The sequence below is a fragment of the Streptomyces sp. NBC_01381 genome (assembly GCF_026340305.1).
In the GTDB taxonomy this organism is placed as follows: domain Bacteria; phylum Actinomycetota; class Actinomycetes; order Streptomycetales; family Streptomycetaceae; genus Streptomyces.
The window spans coordinates 4,608,871-4,628,881 of record NZ_JAPEPI010000001.1 but is presented as its reverse complement, the minus strand read 5'-3'; the positions used below and the strand labels follow the sequence as shown (position 1 = coordinate 4,628,881).

The window sequence follows — 20,011 nt, the reverse complement described above, 5'->3', positions numbered from 1 at the left end:
CCGGGCGGCCTCCTCGCGCCGGGTCGGCTCGACGTCGTCTGTTTCACCCGTCGGGCTTCGCTCAGGCGTAGGTTCGCCGCCCGCGCCGGTAGGCGATCTCCCCCAGGGCGATGTCCACGGCGAGGAAGGCGGCCAGGGTGATGCCGAGCAGCGGGACGAAGTAGCCGAGTGCGGCGATCGCCGCCATGATCGGGACCAGGATGTATGCGGGGACGTTCTGCCATGCCCCGCGCGGCAGTGGGCGGCCGAAGGCGGTGCCGCGGCCGCGCTGCCACCACATGCGGTAGCCCCACACGATCAGCAGGATCAGACAGAGGGCGAGCGCGGCGAGGGCGATCTGGTTGACGAGGCCGAACAGGACACCGGTGTGCGCGTCGATGCCCCAGCGGGTGAGCTTGGCGAGCACGGGATAGTCGGCGAACCGCTGTACGTCGGTGACCTCACCGGTGGCCGGGTCGATGGCGACGGAGTCCTGCTTGGTGGGCCAGCTGCGCCCGACCTGGCTGACGACGTACGCGGACGACGCGTCGGCGGGCGCGACGATCTCCACCGGGTTGCCGAGCCCCTCGGCGCGGGCCGCCTTCAGCACGGCGTCCAGGCCGACGTCGTCGCCCTTCGCGGCGCCCGCCGAGCCGGACGCGTCGTGCTCGGCGTGCTCCCCGCCGCCGCCCGCGACGCCCGCCGTCACCGTCGGTGTCGTCTGCCCGATGGCCTCGCGCAGGTCGCTGATGCTCTCTCCGGCGTACGTCGACCAGGTGAGGCCCGTCGCCGACAGCAAGATCAGTCCGACGGCGGCCCATACGCCGACCGAGCCGTGCAGTGACAGCGTGCGCCGGCGGCCGGTGGTGCCGCGCAGCTTGCGGCGGGCCCTTCGCCGTCCGAACCACAGGACGAGACCGCCGCCGGCGATCACCCACAGCCAGCTGGCGGCGAGTTCGCTGTAGAGGCGGCCGGGCTCGCCGAGGTGCAGATTGCGGTGGAGTTCGGAGATCCAGGTGCGCAACGGCAGGGCGCCGGTGGAGCCGTACTGCTCAAGGGCGCCGCGGACTTCTCCGTTGTACGGGTTCACGAAGACGGCGAGCTTGCGGTCTTCGTCCACGCCGGGCACTCCGGTCAGCAGGACACGCGTCGTGGCGCCCTCCTCCGGCGAGGGGCGCACCGCGCCGATCTCGCCTTCGGGATACGCCTTGCGGGCGGCGGCCACCTGCCGAGAGACGGGAAGTTCGGTGCCGTTCGCGCTCACAGGGACGCGCATTTCATGGTCGTACACGATCTTCTCGGCCTGGAAGGAACAGGCGTAGAGAAGTCCCGTCGTGGCGGCGACGAGAAGGAAGGGCGCGATGAGCACCCCGGCGTAGAAGTGCAGCCGCAGCACCAGCGGACGCAGCGACGCCCATCCGGACCGGCCTGCGGAGGGAGCATCCCCCGGGGTCTCCTGCCCGTCGTCCGGGGCGAGAAGTGTGGGTTCGGCGGACATGCGGGGCTCTCCTGGGTCACGGGGCGTGCGGACGCGGTCGGCCGTCATCGGGCCGGTCCATGAGTCGGCCGAAGCGACGGAAGAGTTCCCTCCGATCCGCGAATACTTTGTGACGTACGCCACATGTGGAGCGCGGACGGGAGCAGCGTCGATCGGTCCGGCCCATGCCCTTCACCCGCGCAGCGGCCAGGACTAGCGTCGGGAGACCGGGAGTTCACCCTCTCCTTGCTCCCGCCCCGACTCCGTTGGAGACGCGATGCTCCAGACACGCGAGTTGTTCGACAGCCTTGCCTCTCGGGCCGACCACCTCGACAACCAGATGCTCGCCGGCGCCGCCGACTCCCTCTCGGCGTGCGAACAGGCCGTGGCGGCGTGCGCGGCCGGCATGCTCGCCGCGAAAGAGGCCGATGAACTCCGCGACGCCATCAGCCGCGACCTGGACTGCGCCGACGTGGCGGCCACCACGCGGCGGGTGCTGACGCGCGGCTCGGACGGCGGCCACGCGCTGCTGACCGCGCAGTTGGAGGCGTGCGTGATCGCCTGCGAGCGCAGCCATGAACTGTGCGCCCGGCACGCGCCGCACCATGAGCACTGCCGCCTCTGCGCGGGGGCGACGAGCCGTGCGGGGGCCGCCTGCCGGGAGGTGCTGCAGGGCTTGCGGGCGTAGTATCGCGATCGCGTACGGGCTTGTCGCGGGCTGCGTCCGCGAGCACCCACGGGGATGCGCCAAAATGCCCGGATGGACTATGAGTTCTGGAACGACATCCACGCACGCGGCGGCATCCCCGCGGTCAAGAGCGCCCTGGAGGAGCTGGCGGAGCGCGCTTCCCCCGAAGACGTCGACGCCGCCATGGATCTGGCCTGCCAGGTCATCGCCGACGACACGGCACGCATCCAGGCCCGCGCGGACCAGGCCGAGGCCAGGCTTCAGATGCTGACCGACGAGGCCCGCGAGGTGGAGCGGCAGGTCGATCGCCACGCGGGGCGGGCGGAGCCCGAGTGAGCCCGCGCTGATCGTCCAGAGGCCGGGGGCCTGACGCGGGTCCGGCAGCTCGGCGACGGTCCCGGCGGCGCACCGGAAGGGCATGGGCGGCGGCCGGATCGGCGAGCCGATGTCCGCCGACGGCCGCGCCTTGGCGACATCGATCTTCGCCGCGCTGCCCACCGTGCCGACGACCCGGCCCGCGCCGAGCAGCCGGGCGACCTGGCCGAGCTGACTGCCCACGCCGCCGGCCGCCGCGTGCACCAGGACGCGCTCACCGCGCTGCAGCCCGGCCACCCGCTCGAGCACCAGGAACGCGGTGGTGCTGTTCGACGGAAGCACCGCCGCGACATCGAGGCCGAGGCCCGAACCGTCCAGCGGGGCGACGAGTTCCGCCGCCGTGGTCACGACCTCGCCGTAGCCGCCGCCGTCGACAATGGTCAGGGCGGCGACCGGCTGGCCCACCGTCAGCCCCTCGCCCCCTTCGCCCAGAACCCGTACGTGACCGGACACCTCGATCCCGGGTACGTACGGCAGCGGTACGTCCACCACGCCCTGCCGGAAAGGGACCTCGGCGAAGTTGGCGCCCGCGTACGCCACCTCGATCGACACCTGTCCCGGACCGGGCTCGGGCGTCTTGACCTCGGCGAGGCGCAGAACGTCCGCGGTGCCGAACTCGGGAATGGTCATGGCCTGCATGCTGTGCGTGCTGTTCGTCGTGATCACCATCGTGCACGAACCGTCCGGCGGCTGACAGTGTCGGCTCATCCTGGGTGTGACACCAGGCTTGGCCGCCGGGCTCTCCCCCGAACAGGTGGACCGGACCTCTGGCAGGGACGGGTGTCCGCCCTGTGGTCATCGCCGTGTTCCCGCTGCTCATTGGTCCATTCCACTGACGCGTCGCAGGCCGTGCGGCCTCTTCGGGCGAAACCCGCCCGGACCGGCGCTGACATGGGAAATCCTTCTCCCTGGGCATGATTGACGGATCGTCGGGGAGCCGGTACCACTGACGCACGCCCGGCCCCGCACGCCCCATCACGCTTCACCGTCCCAGGAGGCTGCATTGCGAGGATCCGCCACCGCCCGCACCCCTGCCACCCGCAGACGTTCCGTCAGGGCCGCGGGCGCCCTTGTCTCCGCCGGTCTGCTGTTCCCGCTGCTCGGTGCCGCACCGTCGTCCGGCGCCGCCGCCCCCGCCGCGTCGGCCCGGCTGCAGGACGCCTTCGCCTCCGCCGCCGCCGAGTACCAGGTGCCGCGGAGCGTACTGCTCGGCGTCTCCTATCTGCAGTCCCGCTGGGACGCGCACGGCGGCGCGCCGAGCGTCACCGGCGGCTACGGCCCGATGCACCTCACCGACGCGCGCACCGCCATCGCCGTCGCCGGCGCACCGCACCACAGCGAGGACACGGAGGACCCCCGCGGCGACGCCTCACGGGGCGTACTGAAGCCAAAGGAGTCGAAGGAGTCGAAGAATTCGACGGCCGCAGTGCCGGAGAACTCCCAACTCCCCGCCCGGCTCAAGACGTTGCCCCGCGCCGCCGAACTCAGCGGCCTCTCCGCCGAGCGCCTGCGCACCGACCCCGCGGCCAACGTGCGCGGCGGAGCCGCCCTGCTCGCCGCCGCTCAGAAGAAGCTCGGCAAGCCGCTCAGCGACGACCCGGCCGACTGGTACGGCGCGATCGCCCGCTTCTCAGGAGCGGACGACCAGGCCACGGCGGCGACGTACGCCAATGACGTGTTCGCGGTCATCCGCGACGGCCAGGCGCGCACCACGGACGCCGGTCAGCGCGTGGCGCTCGCGCCGGACAGCGGCCTGCGGCCGGACGCGGCGCAGGTGCTCGGCATGGGGCTGCGGAAGGCGGCCGCGGGCGAGACCGAGTGCCCGCAGACGGTGTCGTGCGAGTGGATCCCGGCGCCGTACGAGGAGTTCAAGGACCCGAACGGCAACGACGACTACGGCAACCACGATCTGTCGAACCGCCCCAAGAGCCAGAGCATCGACACGATCGTCATCCATGACACCGAGGGACGCTGGGAAGGCGTCCTCAACATGGTGCAGGACCCCACCTATGTGTCCTGGCAGTACACCCTGCGCTCCACCGACGGGCACATCGCCCAGCACGTGAAGGCGAAGGACGTCGCCTGGCACGCGGGCAACTGGTACGTCAACGCCAAGTCCATCGGCCTGGAGCACGAGGGATTCCTCGCGCAGCCCGACAGCTGGTACACGGAGGCGATGTACCGCTCGTCGGCCCGTCTGGTGAAGTACCTCGCCAAGAAGTACGACATCCCGCTGGACCGCCGGCACATCATCGGTCACGACAACGTCCAGGGCACGGTGCCGTCGACGATCCCGGGCATGCACACCGACCCCGGCCCGTACTGGGACTGGCAGCACTACTTCACGCTGATGGGCAAGCCGTTCGTGCGCACGGCGGGCCCGGACGGCGGCCTGGTGACGGTGGCGCCCGAGTACGCCAAGAACCGGCCGGAGTACACGGGTTGCGTCAAGCCGGGCGAGAAGTGCCAGACGCACGGCTCCGCGGCGGTGCGGGTGCACACCGAGCCGCGCGACGACGCATCGCTGATCAAGGACATCGGCCTGCGGCCCGGCGGCGGCGACTCGACGATCGGTGTGAACGACGTCGGCGCCCGGCTCTCCACCGGCCAGCAGTACGCGGTCGCCGACCGCAAGGGCGACTGGACGGCCGTCTGGTACCTGGGCCAGAAGGCCTGGTTCAAGAACCCGAAGAAGCAGCCGACCGCCCTCGACGCGGCCGGGCCCGTGATCACGCCGAAGGCGGGGGCGGAGAGCGTGCCGGTCTACGGCCGCGCCTACCCGGAGAAGGAGGCGTACCCGGCGGGCGTCCCTGCGCAGCCGGTCACCCCGCTGCCGTACAAGCTTCTGGCAGGCCAGAAGTACGCGGTCGGCGACAAGATGCCGGGCGAGTACTTCTACGCCCCGACGTTCGACACGGCGCCGCACAAGGTGGTGCGCGGCAAGGACACGTACTACGAGATCCAGTTCGGGCACCGCGTGGCGTATGTGCGGGCGGCCGACGTACGGGTGGTGTCGTCGGCCTCCTAGAGCTGCTGGAGCCGCCAAGGTCAGTCGGGGCCGGGTCTGCGTGGGGGCAGGCCCGGCCCCGGCGTATGCGCGGGCCGAACTGACGGTGGCTCAGTCGAAGACGTAACGCTCCCCCGCCCGCGCCTTGAACGTCTTCTCGCCGCCGCTCAACAGGCCGCTGCGCACGGTCAGTTCACGCGTCCGCGACGCGGTGAGCACGATGCGGGTGGCGCGCCCGCCCGACCACTCGATGTCGAGCCGCGCCCCGCCGCGCGCCCGCAGCCCGCGCACCGACCCCTCGGGCCAGCTCGCGGGCAGCGCGGGCAGCACCTCGATGACGTCGTGCTGGCTCTGCAGGAGCATCTCCACGACACCCGATGTCGCACCGAAGTTGCCGTCGATCTGGAACGGCGGGTGGGTGTCCCAGAGGTTGGGCAGCGTCGACGACTTGAGCTGCTCGCTCAGCATCTTGTGCGCGTGGTCGCCGTCGCGCAGGCGTGCCCAGAAGTTGACCTTCCACGCCTTGGACCAGCCGGTGCCGCCGTCGCCGCGGGCGGTCAGCGACACCTTCGCGGCGTCCGCCCACTTGCTGCCGGGCTTGATCTGCCGCCCGGGGTGCAGGGCGTAGAGGTGGGAGACGTGCCGGTGGTCGTCGGTCCTGTCGTCCAAGTCGGCCTTCCACTCCTGGAGTTGGCCCCAGGAGCCGATCCGCAGGCCGGGGTCGAGCTTGCCGAGGGTCTTTTCGAGTTCGGCACGGAACGCGGCCGAGTCGCCCAGGACGCGGGCGGCCTCCAGGGTGTTGGTGAGCAGGTCGTGGACGATCTGCTGGGCCATGGAGTCGCCCGCGGTGAAGTCGCCGTGCTCGGGCGAGTAGCTGGGGGTGGCGACGAGGGTGCCGTCGCGCGGGTCGGTGCGCAGGTTGTCGAGCCAGAACTCGGCGGCCTCCTTCATCGCCGGGTAGGCGGTGGAGCGCAGATAGTCCGTGGAGCCGCCGAAGCGGTAGTGCTCGTAGAGCTGCGCGGTGAGCCAGGCGGCCGCCTCGGGGAACCAGAAGGCCGTGGACCAGTCATGGACTCCGGTGAAGCCGTAGGGGTTGGTCTCGTTGTGCACGACCCAGCCCCGTGAGCCGAACATCTCCTTGGCCGTACGCCGGCCCGGCGCGCGCAGTGCCTCGACGAAGCGGTCGTACGGCGCGGTGGTCTCGGGGAGGCCCGCGGCCTCGGCGAGCCAGTAGTTCATCTGCAGGTTGATGTTCGTGTGGTAGTCGGCCGACCAGGGCGGGGTGGTGCTGTTGTTCCATACGCCCTGGAGGTTGGCGGGCAGCGATCCCGCGCGCGACGAGGCGATGAGGAGATAGCGCCCGTACTGGAAGAAGAGGGCTTCCAGGGCACGGTCGGACGCGCTCGCGCCTCCCCCGTACTCCTTGAGCAGCCGGTCGGTCGGGATGTCTGCGGGCGCGGCCTGGCGGATGTCGAGGGCGACCCGGCCGAACAGCTCGCCGTGGTCGCGGAGATGGCGGGCGCGCAGCGCGCCGTGCCCTCGGGCGACGGCCTCGTCGACGGTGCGGGTGACGGTGGCGTGCGGGTCGTCGCCGCGGTAGTCGGGGTAGGTGTCGGCGTAGTCGGTGTCCGCGGCGAGCGCGAACCAGACGTGGTCGGCGCCGCTGACGGTGATGCTGCCGTCGGCGTTCGCGGTGCGCTTGCCGCCCTGGTGCACGACCCGGAGCTGCGCCTCGAACTTCAGCCCGTTGTCGGCGAGTTCACCGCGTACGGTCATGCGGTCGCCGTCGGCCGTGACGGTGAAATCGGCGCGTGGCGAGGTGTGGCGGAGGGTGCAGGTCACGCTCGCGGGGCGGTCCGCGGTCAGGCGCCCGACGAGCACGCCGTCAGGGTGGCAGGCGAAGAACTCCCGCTCGTGGCGCACCTGTTGGTGGGTGTACGTGACGGTCGCCAGGCCCCGGCGGAGGTCGAGGGCGCGGCGGTAAGTGGCGTCGGGGGTGTCCGGCGCGCCCGACATGTCGATGTGCAGGTCGCCGAAGGTCTGGTGGGCGCCGTAGCCGCGGCGCGCCTGGCCGAGCTTCGCCGCGACGGCGTCGGGGCCGAGGCTGCCCCGCGCGTCGAGCTCTTCGCGTACGGCGTCGAGGGCTCCCGGTCTGGCCTCGCGCCAGTTGCCGAAGTCGTAGCCGTCGCGGGAGCCGGGGCCGCCGGTCCACAGGGTCTTCTCGTTGAACTGGAGCCGCTCGGATGCGAGGGTGCCGAAGACCATGGCGCCGAGCGCGCCGTTGCCGATGGGGAGGGCCTCGCGCTCCCAGTCGGCGGCGGGCGCCGCATACCAGAGCAGCGATTCATCGGACGTATCACGCCGGCGTTCGGCCGCACCCGCGGTATCGGCCAGTACGCCTCCACCCGTCGCCAGTATGGCCGCACCGCCGACGGCGGACTTCATGGTGGTTCTTCGGGAGATCCCAGGAGTCATGACCGGTCACGTTAAAAGTCCGATGACTCAGTGGCAAGACGCACAACAAACCCACCCCTTGGACGTAAGGGGTGGGTACTTGGACGGATGCGGACGGATTCGGTCGGGGCGCGGGAGTGGGGCCCCTCAGCCCTGCTGGAAAAGCTCCGCGGGCAGCGGCTTGAGCAGTGCGTACAGATCGTCGGTGATCGGCCGGTCCCAGGCGGCGATGGTGACGAGGACGCCGTCGCTGCGGTCGAACTGCACGCAGGAGATGCGGCTTTCGGAGAGCTTGAGGCGGCGCACGATCAGGAGGTTGTCGCCCTGCATCACCGGCATGTCCTCGGTGGTGACGACGGTGATCTCCTCGTTGTTCTCCAGCGCGAGCAGCAGCTGGGCCACCTCGAAGGGCACCTCGTCGTCGCCCGTCTCGCGGGCCGGGGAGCCCTCGGGCAGATTGCCGATGATCATCGCGGGGCCGCGGCCGCCGAAGAGGTCGTAGCGCAGGAAGACACCCTGGCAGCTGCCGTCGGGCGCGGGCAGCAGACCCGCGCCGAGATTGCCGGGCCAGTCACCGGGGTCCATGGCCAGGACATCGAAGTCCGGGCCCGCGGGAGTGGCGGAGCTGCGGCGGCGGAGGAAGGACATGCGCCAATGGTACGTGGCCCGCGGCGATTGTCGGCGCGGGGGCGGCGCCGGTCGGCACCGGCCAAGCGCCCCGTAAGGGGCGCGGGGCTGTGACATGTGCGGCTCCGCCGCGTGGGCGCGACAAGCCCCCACCGACCCGCAGGTCCATCACCGCCCTTCCAGCGGAGCGCCAAGCGCCGCGGCGAGACCCGAGTGATCCGTTCCCACTTTCCGGTACACCGCGGACAGCAGCCGCACCACGGCCGGCTCATCGGTGTGCAGCTCCGCAGCGATCCTGGCGACCGGCTCGCCGCGGACGGCGAGGTTGGCGGCGGTGCGCTCGCGCGCGGTGAGTGTGTCCGTCTCGGTGCTGTGCAGGAGCCGGGGACGCAGGCCCGCGGCCGCCAGCTCGTCGCGGGCCCGCTCGACCAGGCCGTCGGCACCGCACTGGACGGCCGCGTCGAGCCCTCGGTAGAGCGGTTCGGCGGCCTCCTTGGGGCGTCCGGCGCGGCGCAGTTCACCGCCGAGGCCCACCAGCGCGCAGGCCAGTTCGTACGCCGCGGGCGAGCGCTCCAGATGACCGACCGCCTCCTCCAGGAGCTTGAGGCGCGCCGAGCCCGACGAGACCTCGGCGCTGATCCGCAGCGCCTGCCCCACCGCCGAAGCGGTGGCGAATCCGCGGGCCCGCCGGGTCGCCTCGTGTGCGGTGGCGAGCGCGCGCTCGGGGGCGTCCTCGGCCTCGGCGAGCGCGAGGTGCAGCTGCCAGGGGCACCAGGCGGGGTTGCGCATGCCGCGCGGGTCGAGGCGGCGGCCTGCCGCGGCGAGTTCGGCGGCCGCGTCCTTGGTGAGCCCGCGCGCGAGGAGCAGTTCGCCGTGCACGGCCTGCGCGTCGGGGAAGACGACGGCCGCGGGGAACGGCGCGCCGAAGGAGTACTGCTCGGCGGTCCGCGTCGCCTCGGCGACCCGGCCGCGGGCCAGCAGGGTCTCGATGAGGATGCCGACCGCGTACCAGTGGGCGGGGGTGCCGGGCCCCACCCGCTCGGCGATCCGAAGCCCGGCACGCACGAAGTCCTCGGCCTCGGCGAGACGACCGCGCCGGAACCGGATGTACGCGAGCAGGGTGTACGCGAAGGACAGATGGGCGCCGCGCCAGCCCTGCCGCTCGAAGTCGGCGATCCCCGCGGCGAACAGCTCCTCGGCGCGGCCGGGGCGGTCGGCGTACAGGAAGGTGAGGGCGACCAGGACGGGAACCTCGAAGCCGCGGTCCTCCTCCGCCCAGCCGAGCCCGCCGACCAGGGCACGCTCGGCGTGCCGCACGGCGGTCCCCGCGGGTTCGGCGCGCAGCGTGGCGTCCCAGGCGCGGAGCCCGATGATGTACCGCTCGGTGAGGTCGCGGCCCGGCAGCCGGTCGGCGAGCCGGGCCAGGCGCCGGGAGCGGGCGGGCGAGTCGGGTTCATCGGCGCGGAAGGCGTCCCACATGAACTGCTCGGCCTGCATCCGGATCCGTACCCGTGGGTCGGTGGTCAGGCGGATCTCCCGGGCGAGGGTGTCGGAGGCCTCGCCGAGGCGGTCGGAGTGGGCGAGGACCTGGGAGAGGCGGTAGACGATGCCGTGGCGCAGGGCGGGGTCCGTGATGGGTTCTTCGAGGGCGGCCCGCAGATGGTTGACGGTCGTCGCCGGCTCGGTGAGCAGCGAGGCGCAGCCCAGTTCGTAGAGGACCGCGGCACGGTCCTCCCAGCGCGGTGGTTCGCGCAGCGCCCTGGCGAGATAGCGACGGGCCGCGTCGGGCGCCCCCGCCCGGACGGTCTCGCCGGCGGCGGCGCGCAGTTGCTGTACGACCCAGGTGTCGCCGTCGGGGTGGACCTCCAGGAGATGGCGCGCGGCGGCGGACGCGCCGAACCCGGCGTTGACCACGGACCAGGCGGCCTGGCCGTGCAGGGCGACGCGCACCCCGCAGGGAATGGCGCGGTAGACGGCGGTGGCGATCAGCGGGTGCACGAACTCGAGCCGGTCGGCGCCGGTCAGGACGCGGGCGCGGCGCAGCCGGTCGGCGCAGTCGGCGCCCTCCCGCTCGCCGATGCCCGCGACGGCGGCGGCGAGCGCCGGGGAGATCTCGGTGCCGAGTACGGCGCAGGCCCAGGCGAACCGGACGGTGGAGGTGCCCAGGCGTTCCAGGCGGGCGACGAGACCGCTGCCCTTGACGGCGGCCGCGAGGTCGCGCAGCAGATGCGCCGCGGCCTCGTCGGGGATGAGTCCGCGGTCGCGCACCTTGGCGGTCAGCTCCACCGCCTCGAACGGGTTGCCCGCGGTGACCGCCCAGCACTCGCGGCAGAACGCGTCGTCGGCGCGGGCGCCGAGCCCGTCGCGGACAAGGCGGGCGACGGCGCCGGCGCTGAGCGGTTCGAGACCGAGGGGCCGCTGCCCCGCCCGTCCGGGCAGCCCTCTGAACTCCTCGGCGTGCGCGGGCAGTTCCTCGGGCCGGTAGGCGACGATCAGGAGCAGCGGCAGCGCCTCGGCGCGGGGCGCGAAGGCGGCGAGCCAGCTCAGCGACTCGGTGTCGGCCCAGTGCGCGTCGTCGAGGACGACCACCAACGGGGCGCGCTGCACGGCGAGATGGGTGAGCACCCAGTCGAGCCCGTCGCGCAGGCCCTGCGGGTCGGGCGGCGCGCCGTCCGACGGCGCGCAGAGCCCGAGCGCGGGGCCGACGATGGCGTACCAACTGCCCAGCGCCGCGCGCAGTTCCGCGTCCGGGACCGGGGCGAGCAGCGGCTGCACCAGCTGGCGTGCCACGTGGAAGGCGACGCGCTGCTCCTGGTCGCTGCCGCGCGCGGACGCCACCGTGCAGCCCTTGGCCGCCGCACGTCGCCGTGCCTCCGCGAGGAGGGAGGTCTTGCCGAGGCCCGCGCGCCCCGCGAAGGAGATCAGCGCGCCGCGGCGCCGGTCCGGGGGTTCCGCGCCGTCGCGCGGCAGCCCGCTCAGCTCGCTCAACGCCTCGTCGAGGGCGGCCAGTTCACTCTCGCGCTCGAAGAGGATCCGCTTGCCGTGACTGAAGTGCTGCACCATGGGACACCCCCAGCCACGGTGGTCCGCCGGGTGCTTCCCGCAGCGCACGCCTTGGCCTTCAGGCACTTCAGATTACGCCCGTGCGGGCCACCGGGAGCCGCTTCGCCGACAGTGATGCGGTTGACTGACACCGCCTCTCCGCAGACGAAGGGAACTCATATGCCGACCGGCGCCGAGCGCGTACTCAACTACTGGCACGGCGGGCTGAGCGAGATCCCCGACGAGGTGTGGCGGCACCCGGCCCTTGAGGTCCTGCTCCTGCCCGACAACGCGCTCACGCGGCTGCCCGCTCGGATCGGCACCCTGACCGCGCTGCACACCCTGGACCTCGGCCACAACCGGCTGACCTCGGTCCCGCCCGAGCTGGGCGACCTGACGGGCCTGAGCCGCTTCCTCTACCTCCACGACAACGACCTCGCCTCGCTGCCGGAGTCACTGGGCGGGCTGACGCGGCTGAGGTATCTGAACGTGGGCGAGAACCGGCTCGCCGCGCTGCCGGACGCGCTGGGTTCACTCAAGGCCCTGGTGGAACTGCGCGCACAGCACAACCACCTGACCGCACTGCCCGCGTCCCTCGGCGGCCTCACGGCCCTGCGTGAACTGTGGCTGCGCGGCAACCGCCTCTCCGCGCTCCCCGCCACGTTCCGCCGGCTGCGCCAACTGCGCGAACTGGAGCTGCGCGAGAACGAGTTCACTCACGTACCGGACGCACTGCGCGATCTGCCCCTGCTGCGCAGAGTCGACCTGCGCGCCAACCGGCTGCGGGAGCTGCCGCACTGGATCGCGGAGCTGCCCGCCCTGGAGAAGCTGGACCTGCGCTGGAACGACGTCCATGTGCCGGACGAACTGCTGCGCAGGCTGGAGGGGCGGGGCTGTGTCGTGCTGGGATGAGCCCCCCATCACGACACAGTCCCGCCCCGCTCACTCCGCCTCGCTGACCGGCACCACGGCCACCGCACCCTCCGCATGCAGCAGCACCGCATTGGTCACCGAGCCGACAAGGCGGCCGGTCATCATCCGCCGGTGATGCCGTCCCACCACCACGAGTTCCGCGTTCAACGACGCCTCCACCAGGATCCCGGCCGCGTCCCCCGGCAGGACGAGCAGCTCGACGCTCACCTTCGGATGGCGCTCCTTGAACGGCGCGAGCCGCATGTCCGCGCGTTCCGTGTGATCGGCCGCGGCCGCCGCGTCCGCGCTCGCCGAGGTCACGAAGTCGCCGGCGGCGGTGTAGACGAGGGTGGGCGACGCGTAGGCGCAGAGGACGCGCAGCGGAACGCCCCGCATCTGCGCTTCGGCGAAGGCGAAGCCGATGACGCCGTCGTCCGGGGTCAGCGCGTCGAGGCCGAGAGCCACGTACGTCTCTTCGTCCGCCGCCGGCTCCGCACCGGGCCGCACGACCACGACGGGGCACGCCGCCTCGCGCGCGCACGCCAGACCGTTCGAGCCGAGCAGCAGGCTCCTGAACCCGCCGCGCCCCCGCGACCCGAGGACAAGCATCTGCGCCCCGTCGCCGAGCCGTGGAATGTCCTTGCCCGGAGCGCCGTCAACGACCTCCAACATCAGCGGGGGCAGGTCCGCCCGCCCCTCCAGGAGCCCGCGCGTACGGTCGATGACCGGGTCGGCGTCGTGGCGGTGGTCGATGGTCGGCATGCGCGGCCCGTCGGCAAGCGGCAGCGCGTACTGCCGCACATGCGCGATCCGCAGCGGCGCACGGCGTAGCCGCGCGGCGGTCAGCGCCCACTCCAGGGCGTGATCGCTGCCGGCTGATCCGTCCACGGCGACGACAACGGGCTGGACGGTGGCATCGCCGTTCACGGCGTCGCTCATGGCTTCCTCGTCTCCGGCGCAAGGCCAAGGTCGACCGGCTCTGCTTCCGGGCCCGACCTCGTGCGGCGGGCGAGCCCGGGGGCAGAGTCCAAAGTCACCAGGTCAGCACGGCCGGCGGCGCGGCCGGCCGCGACAGCCGGAGACGAGGGCGCACAACGCCCGTACGGCCTACGCCAGATCGACGGCCTACGTCAGATCGAACTCGCCCTCGCGCGCGCCGTGCACGAAGGCACCCCACTCCGCCGGGGTGAAGATCAGGGACGGGCTCTCGGGGCGGCCCGCGTTGCGCATCGCGATGAATCCTTCGACAAAGGCGATCTCCACGTCTCCCCGCCCCTCGCTGCTCGATCGCCAGTCCGCGGTGCTGAGGTCGAGCTCCGGCTTGTCCCAGCCTGCGAGCGGATGCTGCTGAATGGTGCCTTCGGCCACGTCCGTGCTCCTCCCGATGCGTCGTCCGCACGCCAGCCTAGCTTTCGGTTCCTGCGCCGGACAGGCCGCGGAAGGAGGACGAACGCCTGCCCGGCACGACACACCCGTCACGTCGTGGGCGGCTCCGCGCCGACCAGCCACATGGAGAAGAACTGCGCGCCGCCGCCGTAGGCGTGCCCGAGCGCCCTGCGGGCCCCGTCGATCTGGTGCTCGCCGGCCTGGCCGCGCACCTGAAGTGCCGCTTCGGCGAAGCGGATCATGCCGGACGCGCCGATGGGATTGGTGGACAGGACACCGCCCGACATGTTGACGGGAAGGTCCCCGTCGAGCTCCGTGACGCCCGCCTCGGTGAGCTTCCAGCCCTCGCCCTCATCGGCGAAGCCGAGGTTCTCCAGCCACATCGGCTCGTACCAGGAGAACGGCACGTACATCTCGACGGCGTCGATCTCGCGCCGCGGGTCGCTGATGCCGGCCTGCCGGTAGACGTCGGCCGCGCAGTCCTTGCCCGCCTGCGGGGAGACGAAGTCCTTGCCGGCGAAGAGCGTCGGCTCGCTGCGCATGGCGCCGCCGTGCATCCAGGCGGGCGGTTTGGGCGAACGGGCCGCGCCCGCACGGTCGGTGAGGATCATCGCGCAGGCGCCGTCGGACGAGGGGCAGGTCTCGGAGTAGCGGATCGGGTCCCACAGCATGGGCGATGCCTGGACCTTCTCCAGGGTGATGCCCTGCTCGTGGAGGTGGGCGTACGGGTTCTTGAGCGCGTTGCGGCGGTCCTTGTAGGCCACCAGCGAGCCGACCGTGTCGGGGGCGCCGGTGCGTCGCATGTACGCGCGTACGTGCGGGGCGAAGAAGCCGCCCGCGCCCGCGAGGAGCGGCTGCTGGAAGGGGATGGGCAGCGAGAGCCCCCACATCGCGTTGGATTCGGACTGCTTCTCGAAGGCGAGGGTCAGTACGGTGCCGTGGACGCGGCCCGCGACCAGGTTCGTGGCGACGAGCGCGGTGGAGCCGCCGACCGAGCCCGCGGTGTGGACGCGCAGCATCGGCTTGCCGACCGCGCCGAGGGCGTCGGCCAGGTACAGCTCGGGCATCATCACGCCCTCGAAGAAGTCGGGCGCCTTGCCGATGACGACGGCGTCGATGTCCGCCCAGGTCAACTCGGCGTCCGCGAGGGCACGTTGGGCAGCCTCCCGGACGAGTCCGGCGATCGACACGTCCCTCCGTGCCGCGACATGCTTGGTCTGGCCGATCCCGACGACGGCCACGGGCTCCTTGTTCATCGGGCGTCTCCTTCGAGGACGGCGACCAGGTTCTGCTGCAGGCAGGGGCCGGACGTGGCGTGGGCGAGCGCGCGGTCCGAGGCGCCCCGGTGGATGCGGGCGGCCGCCTCGCCGAGCCGGATCAGGCCCGCGGCCATCACCGGGTTGGCGGCGAGCGCGCCGCCGGACGGGTTGACCGTGACGTCGTCGCCGAGCTTCAGGGCCTTGCGCAGGACGACTTCCTGCGCGGTGAACGGTGCGTGCAACTCTGCGGTGTCCACGGGCCGTTCAAAGGCTCCGGCCCGCTCGGCGGCGAGCCTGCTGGACGGCGAGTCGGTGAGATCGCGCACGCCGAGGCTGTGCGCCTCGATCCGGTGGTCGATCCCGCGGATCCAGGCGGGCCGCTCGCACAGTTCGCGGGCTCGGTCCCCCGCGGCGAGGATCACGGCGGCGGCCCCATCACTGACGGGCGGGCAGTCGCCGGTGCGCAGCGGACGCACGACGTACTCGCCCTGTGGCACCGAACCCCTCAGCTGGGCATGGGAGTTGGCGGAGGCATCCCGGCGGCTGCGTGACGCCACCCCGGCGAGCGCGGGCTCGTCGGTGTCCCCCGCGTCGATCAGGGCCTGCGCCTGGAGGGCGGCGAGCGCGACCGAGTCGGGCCACAGCGGGGCCACGTAGTAGGGGTCGAGCTGGCGGGTCAGTACGTCGCGGACCGAGCCGGGGGACGACTTGCCGTACGCGTACACGAGCGCGGTGTCGGCCTCGCCGGTGAGCAGCTTCGTCCACGCCTCGTACAGCGCCCAGGCCCCGTCCATCTCGACATGCGATTCGGAGATGGGCGGCCAGGCACCCACCCCGTCGAGCGCCATCGTGAACGAAAAGGCGCGGCCCGCGAGATAGTCGGACGACCCCGAGCAGGTGAAGCCGATGTCGCTGGTCTTCAGGCCGGTGGCGTCGAGGACCTGGTGCAGGACCGGCATGAGCATCTCCACCTCGGAGAGCTCGTCGGAGGAGCGCCGGTGGTCGGTCTGCCCGAAGGCGACGATGGCGATGTCGCGGCCGGGCCGCATGACGGACGGCATCTACACCAGCTCCTTGTACGTGTCGTAGTCGGCGTCCGGCTCACCGGTGGGCCGGTAGTGATCGGGGAAGCGGCCGCCGTCGCTCCACACGGGTTCGACGCGCAGGCCCATCCGCACCTGGTCGTACGGAATCCCCGCGATGCGCGCGTGCAGGGCGAGATCGGCGCCGTCGAGCGCGATGTGCGCGTAGACATAGGGCACTTCGATGTCGAGGTTCTTCGCCTTGATGTTGACGATGCAGTACGTGGTGACGGTGCCGCGCGGCCCGACCTCGACCGCCTCCGTCGTGGCGACGCCACAGGTGGGGCAGGCTCCTCGGGGCGGTACGTAGACCTTGTGGCAGGAGGGGCAGCGTTCGCCGACGACCTTCCGGTCGGCGAGGGCGCCCAGGTAGTCGCTCTGGGCGCGGCCGGGCGAGTACGTGTAGTCGAGACGTGCGGGCGCGACGATCCCGGTGACGGGATCCCCGAACACCCCGTCGTGCGGGGCACTTTGGACACCGCCCGCTTCCCCTTCGTACGTCTCGAAGCAGGCGATGTCGGTGATGGCACCGCTCCGTTCGGCGGCCCACCGGATCCGCACGCGCATGCCGGTCGTCACCGCGTCCGGGCCGGGCGCATCCAGGGCGTGCAGGAGCGCGGTGTCGGCGCCGTCGAGCTTCACCAGGACCCAGGCGAAGGGCGTTTCGAGGGGCTGGCCGCGGCGGGGCTCGTGGTTCCAGGCCCAGGTGGTGACGGTGCCGGTCGGGGCGACCTCCACCAGGTCGCGTATCTCCTCGGCGGTGACGGGGTCGTACTCGACGGGCGGCACGAGCGTCCGCCCGTCACCGCACCGCACACCGAGCACGACCCGCTCACGCAGCCCGGTGAGGAAGGCACTCTGCACGGGCCCGAGGGACCGCGTGAACGGAAACTCGACGACGAGGGGGGCGCGCAGAACCTCCGGTGAGGGGACGGTAGCCATCAGCAAACTCCGTTTCTAGGCGATGAAAGCGAGGGGGAGCGCCCTGAAAGGGCGCGATCCAGCTGCGGGGGCGCCCCGAAGGGGCGCGGGGAACTGCGCGCCCAGCCACAACGGACCCGCAGCCAAAGGGCGACCTAGGCGCGCCGAAACACCGGGTCCCGCTTCTCCGCAAAGGCTCTGGAGCCCTCCTTCGCATCGGCGGTGTCAAAGATCGGCCACCCCCGCTTCAACTCCGCCGCAAGACCATCCGCCTCAGACATCTCCGCGGTCTCGTACACCGAAGCCTTGACCGCCTCCACAGCAAGCGGCCCGCACGCATTGATCTGCTCGGCGACGGCGAGGGCCTTCTCCAACGCGCTCCCGTCCGGGACGACCTGGCCGATGAGTCCGATCGACGCGGCCTCGGCCGCCGAGTACGCCCGCCCCGTGAGCAGCATCTCCAGCGCATGCGTACGCGGAATCTGCCGCGGAAGGCGGACCGTCGAGCCACCGATCGGGAAGAGCCCGCGCCTGACCTCGAAGAGCCCGAACGTGGCGGACTCGCCCGCGAGACGAATATCCGTACCCTGGAGGATCTCCGTGCCGCCGGCGACGCAGTAGCCCTCGACGGCGGCGATGACGGGTTTGCGGGGGCGGTGGTGGCGCAGCATCGCCTTCCAGTGCAGATCGGGGTCGGCCTTCAGCCGGTCCCGGTACTGCTCGCCCTCCATCCCCTTGCCCGCGAGGGCCTTGAGGTCCATGCCCGCGCAGAACGTGCCGCCCGAGCCGGTGAGCACGATCGAGCGGATCGTGTCGTCCTCGTCGGCGGCCACCCACCCGTCGTAGAGGCCCACCAGCATCGGCAGCGAGAGCGCGTTCTTCGCCTCGGGCCGGTTGAGCGTGAGTACCAGTGTGGCGCCTTCGCGCTGCACAGCGAGATGTTCCGTCCCACCCATAGCCGTGCTCCCTCTCGTGACAACCGACCTGTCGGCTTCGGACCTGGAACAGGTTGCAGTAGCCGGGGAGCCAGTTCAATAGTTTTCTGACAGTCAGTCAGATTTCTTGTACGGGGACCCTTCCCAGTTGTGGGCGCCTCTGCTCTGATGACCGCCAGAAGCCAGAAGAGATGGCGCCGGGGTCAGGAGGAGCGGTGGAGTACAACCTTGCCGACCTGTTCGAGTCGGTCGTCGACGTGGTCCCCGACCGCGAGGCGCTCGTGTACATCGATCACCCCGGCACGGGGGCGGAACGCAGGCTGACGTACGCCGAGCTCGACGCCGCCGCCAACCGCATCGCCCACCATCTGATCGACAGCGGCATCAAGTCGGGCGAACATCTGGGGCTGCACCTCTACAACGGGATCGAGTACCTGCAGACGGTGCTCGCCTGCCTCAAGGCGCGGGTCGTCCCGGTCAACGTCAACTACCGCTATGTGGAAGAGGAGTTGGTCTACCTCTACCGCGACGCGGATCTCGCGGCACTCGTCTTCGACGGGGAGTTCACCGCGCGCGTGGCGGCCGCACTGCCGAGGACGGAGAAGCTGCGGCATCTGGTGCGGGTGGGGACCCCGCCCGCCGGAGCTCCCTCGCTCGACGCGGTGTCGTACGCCGATGCGGAGGCGGCCGGCTCACCGGAGCGGGGCTTCACAGGCGACCGGTCGCCCGACGACCTGTTCATCATCTACACCGGCGGCACGACCGGCATGCCCAAGGGGGTGATGTGGCGCCAGGAGGACCTGTTCTTCTCGGGACTCGGCGGCGGCGCCCCCACCGGTGAGCCGGTCGAGCGCCCCAAAGAGGTGGCCGAGCGGGTCGCCGCGGGCGGCGACGGGATCACCTTCTTCCCCACTCCCCCGCTGATGCACGGCACGTCGACCCTGACGGCGTTCATCTGCTTCAACTTCGGCCAACGCCTGGTCATCCACCGCAAGTTCGCTCCCGAGGAAGTGCTGCGCACGATCGAACGGGAGAAGGTCACCAGCATGTCGCTGGTCGGCGACGCGATGCTGCGGCCGCTGATAGACGCGCTGAACGGCCCCTGCAAGGGCACGGATCTCTCGGCCATGTTCAGTGTGTCGTCGTCCGGCGCGATCATGTCGGAGACGGTGCGGGCACAGTTCGCCGCCCTGGCCCCGAACGTGATGCTCCTGAACAACTTCGGCTCGTCCGAGTCCGGCTTCAACGGCACGGCGACGGACGACTCGGGCCCCGACAAGGGGTTCCGGCTGCGGGTCAACGCCCGTACGCAGGTGGTGGATCCGGCGACGTACGACCCTGTGTCGGTCGGCGAGCCGGGGCGCATCGCGCAGCGCGGCCATGTGCCGCTCGGCTACTACAACGACCCCAAGAAAACCGCCGAGACCTTCTTCCAGCGGGGCGACGAGCGGTGGGTGCTGCTCGGCGACATGGCGACCGTGGACGACGAGGGCATCGTCACCGTCCTCGGCCGGGGCTCGCAGTGCATCAACACCGGTGGCGAGAAGGTGTATCCGGAGGAGGTCGAGCAGGCGCTGAAGTCCCATCCGGACGTGTACGACGCGCTGGTCGCCGGGGTGCCCGACGAGCGCTGGGGCAACCGTGTCGCCGCGGTCGTCCAACTCCGCGACGGCGCGGGCCCGTTGGACCTCGAAGCCGTCCAGACCCACTGCCGCACCCGACTCGCCGGCTACAAGATTCCCCGGGCCGTGGTCTTCGCCGACCACATCCAGCGCTCCCCCAGCGGCAAGGCGGACTACCGGTGGGCGAAGGCGGTGGCGGCGGGCGGCTGAGCCACCTGAACGCCCGCGCGGTATCGCCCGCCCAG

Annotated in this window: 14 protein-coding genes; 3 read left to right on the top strand and 11 right to left on the bottom strand. The window is 71.8% G+C overall.

Annotated features, from left to right (window positions below; all coding sequences use genetic code 11):
* Positions 1 to 61: 61 nt before the first annotated feature.
* Both OG453_RS21535 and OG453_RS21530 read right to left on the bottom strand, forming a co-directional pair.
* The gene (locus OG453_RS21535) at positions 62 to 1,477 is read right to left on the bottom strand and encodes a PepSY domain-containing protein (RefSeq protein ID WP_266869623.1); all 1,416 of its coding nucleotides are present in this window, start codon (positions 1,475 to 1,477) and stop codon (positions 62 to 64) included.
* A 214-nt stretch (positions 1,478 to 1,691) separates the two neighbouring features.
* On the bottom strand, positions 1,692 to 3,149 hold the full coding sequence (locus OG453_RS21530; RefSeq protein WP_266869622.1) for an alcohol dehydrogenase catalytic domain-containing protein: 1,458 nt from the start codon (positions 3,147 to 3,149) through the stop codon (positions 1,692 to 1,694).
* Between the two features lie 373 nt (positions 3,150 to 3,522).
* Between OG453_RS21530 and OG453_RS21525 the strand changes: the two genes are divergently transcribed.
* The gene (locus OG453_RS21525; protein ID WP_266869621.1) at positions 3,523 to 5,547 is read left to right on the top strand and encodes an N-acetylmuramoyl-L-alanine amidase; all 2,025 of its coding nucleotides are present in this window, start codon (positions 3,523 to 3,525) and stop codon (positions 5,545 to 5,547) included.
* A gap of 90 nt (positions 5,548 to 5,637) precedes the next feature.
* Here OG453_RS21525 and OG453_RS21520 read toward each other — a convergent pair whose 3' ends face one another.
* The 3 genes from OG453_RS21520 to OG453_RS21510 form a co-directional block, all read right to left on the bottom strand.
* Positions 5,638 to 7,971 carry a glycoside hydrolase family 95 protein gene (locus OG453_RS21520; RefSeq protein ID WP_266869959.1) on the bottom strand — a complete coding sequence of 778 codons (2,334 nt, stop codon included), beginning with the start codon at positions 7,969 to 7,971 and terminating at the stop codon, positions 5,638 to 5,640.
* 156 nt (positions 7,972 to 8,127) lie between these two features.
* Positions 8,128 to 8,628, bottom strand: coding sequence for a hypothetical protein (locus tag OG453_RS21515; RefSeq protein WP_266869619.1), 501 nt, complete (start codon positions 8,626 to 8,628; stop codon positions 8,128 to 8,130).
* Between the two features lie 147 nt (positions 8,629 to 8,775).
* Positions 8,776 to 11,670, bottom strand: coding sequence for an AAA family ATPase (locus tag OG453_RS21510; RefSeq protein ID WP_266869618.1), 2,895 nt, complete (start codon positions 11,668 to 11,670; stop codon positions 8,776 to 8,778).
* Positions 11,671 to 11,829: 159 nt separating this feature from the next.
* Here OG453_RS21510 and OG453_RS21505 point away from each other — a divergent pair, with 159 nt between their 5' ends.
* Entirely contained in the window at positions 11,830 to 12,561 is a 732-nt protein-coding gene (locus OG453_RS21505; RefSeq protein ID WP_266869958.1) for a leucine-rich repeat domain-containing protein, read from the top strand.
* A 30-nt stretch (positions 12,562 to 12,591) separates the two neighbouring features.
* Here the strand turns inward: OG453_RS21505 and OG453_RS21500 are convergent, their stop codons facing one another.
* The 6 genes from OG453_RS21500 to OG453_RS21475 form a co-directional block, all read right to left on the bottom strand.
* Entirely contained in the window at positions 12,592 to 13,500 is a 909-nt protein-coding gene (locus OG453_RS21500) for a universal stress protein (RefSeq protein ID WP_266869617.1), read from the bottom strand.
* Positions 13,501 to 13,686: 186 nt separating this feature from the next.
* On the bottom strand, positions 13,687 to 13,929 hold the full coding sequence (locus OG453_RS21495; RefSeq protein WP_135330564.1) for a DUF397 domain-containing protein: 243 nt from the start codon (positions 13,927 to 13,929) through the stop codon (positions 13,687 to 13,689).
* A 107-nt stretch (positions 13,930 to 14,036) separates the two neighbouring features.
* Positions 14,037 to 15,203: a thiolase domain-containing protein gene (locus OG453_RS21490; protein WP_266869616.1), complete on the bottom strand. Its 1,167-nt coding sequence runs from the start codon at positions 15,201 to 15,203 to the stop codon at positions 14,037 to 14,039.
* A complete protein-coding gene (locus OG453_RS21485) occupies positions 15,200 to 16,267 on the bottom strand; it encodes a thiolase domain-containing protein (protein WP_266869615.1) in 1,068 nt (355 codons plus the stop codon). The genes OG453_RS21490 and OG453_RS21485 overlap by 4 nt, the downstream gene beginning before the upstream one ends.
* Positions 16,268 to 17,230 (bottom strand): Zn-ribbon domain-containing OB-fold protein, encoded by a 963-nt coding sequence (locus tag OG453_RS21480; protein WP_266869614.1) that lies wholly within the window; start codon positions 17,228 to 17,230, stop codon positions 16,268 to 16,270.
* A 134-nt stretch (positions 17,231 to 17,364) separates the two neighbouring features.
* The gene (locus tag OG453_RS21475) at positions 17,365 to 18,165 is read right to left on the bottom strand and encodes a crotonase/enoyl-CoA hydratase family protein (RefSeq protein ID WP_266869613.1); all 801 of its coding nucleotides are present in this window, start codon (positions 18,163 to 18,165) and stop codon (positions 17,365 to 17,367) included.
* 194 nt (positions 18,166 to 18,359) lie between these two features.
* Between OG453_RS21475 and OG453_RS21470 the strand changes: the two genes are divergently transcribed.
* A complete protein-coding gene (locus OG453_RS21470) occupies positions 18,360 to 19,976 on the top strand; it encodes an acyl-CoA synthetase (RefSeq protein ID WP_266869612.1) in 1,617 nt (538 codons plus the stop codon).
* Positions 19,977 to 20,011: the final 35 nt, after the last annotated feature.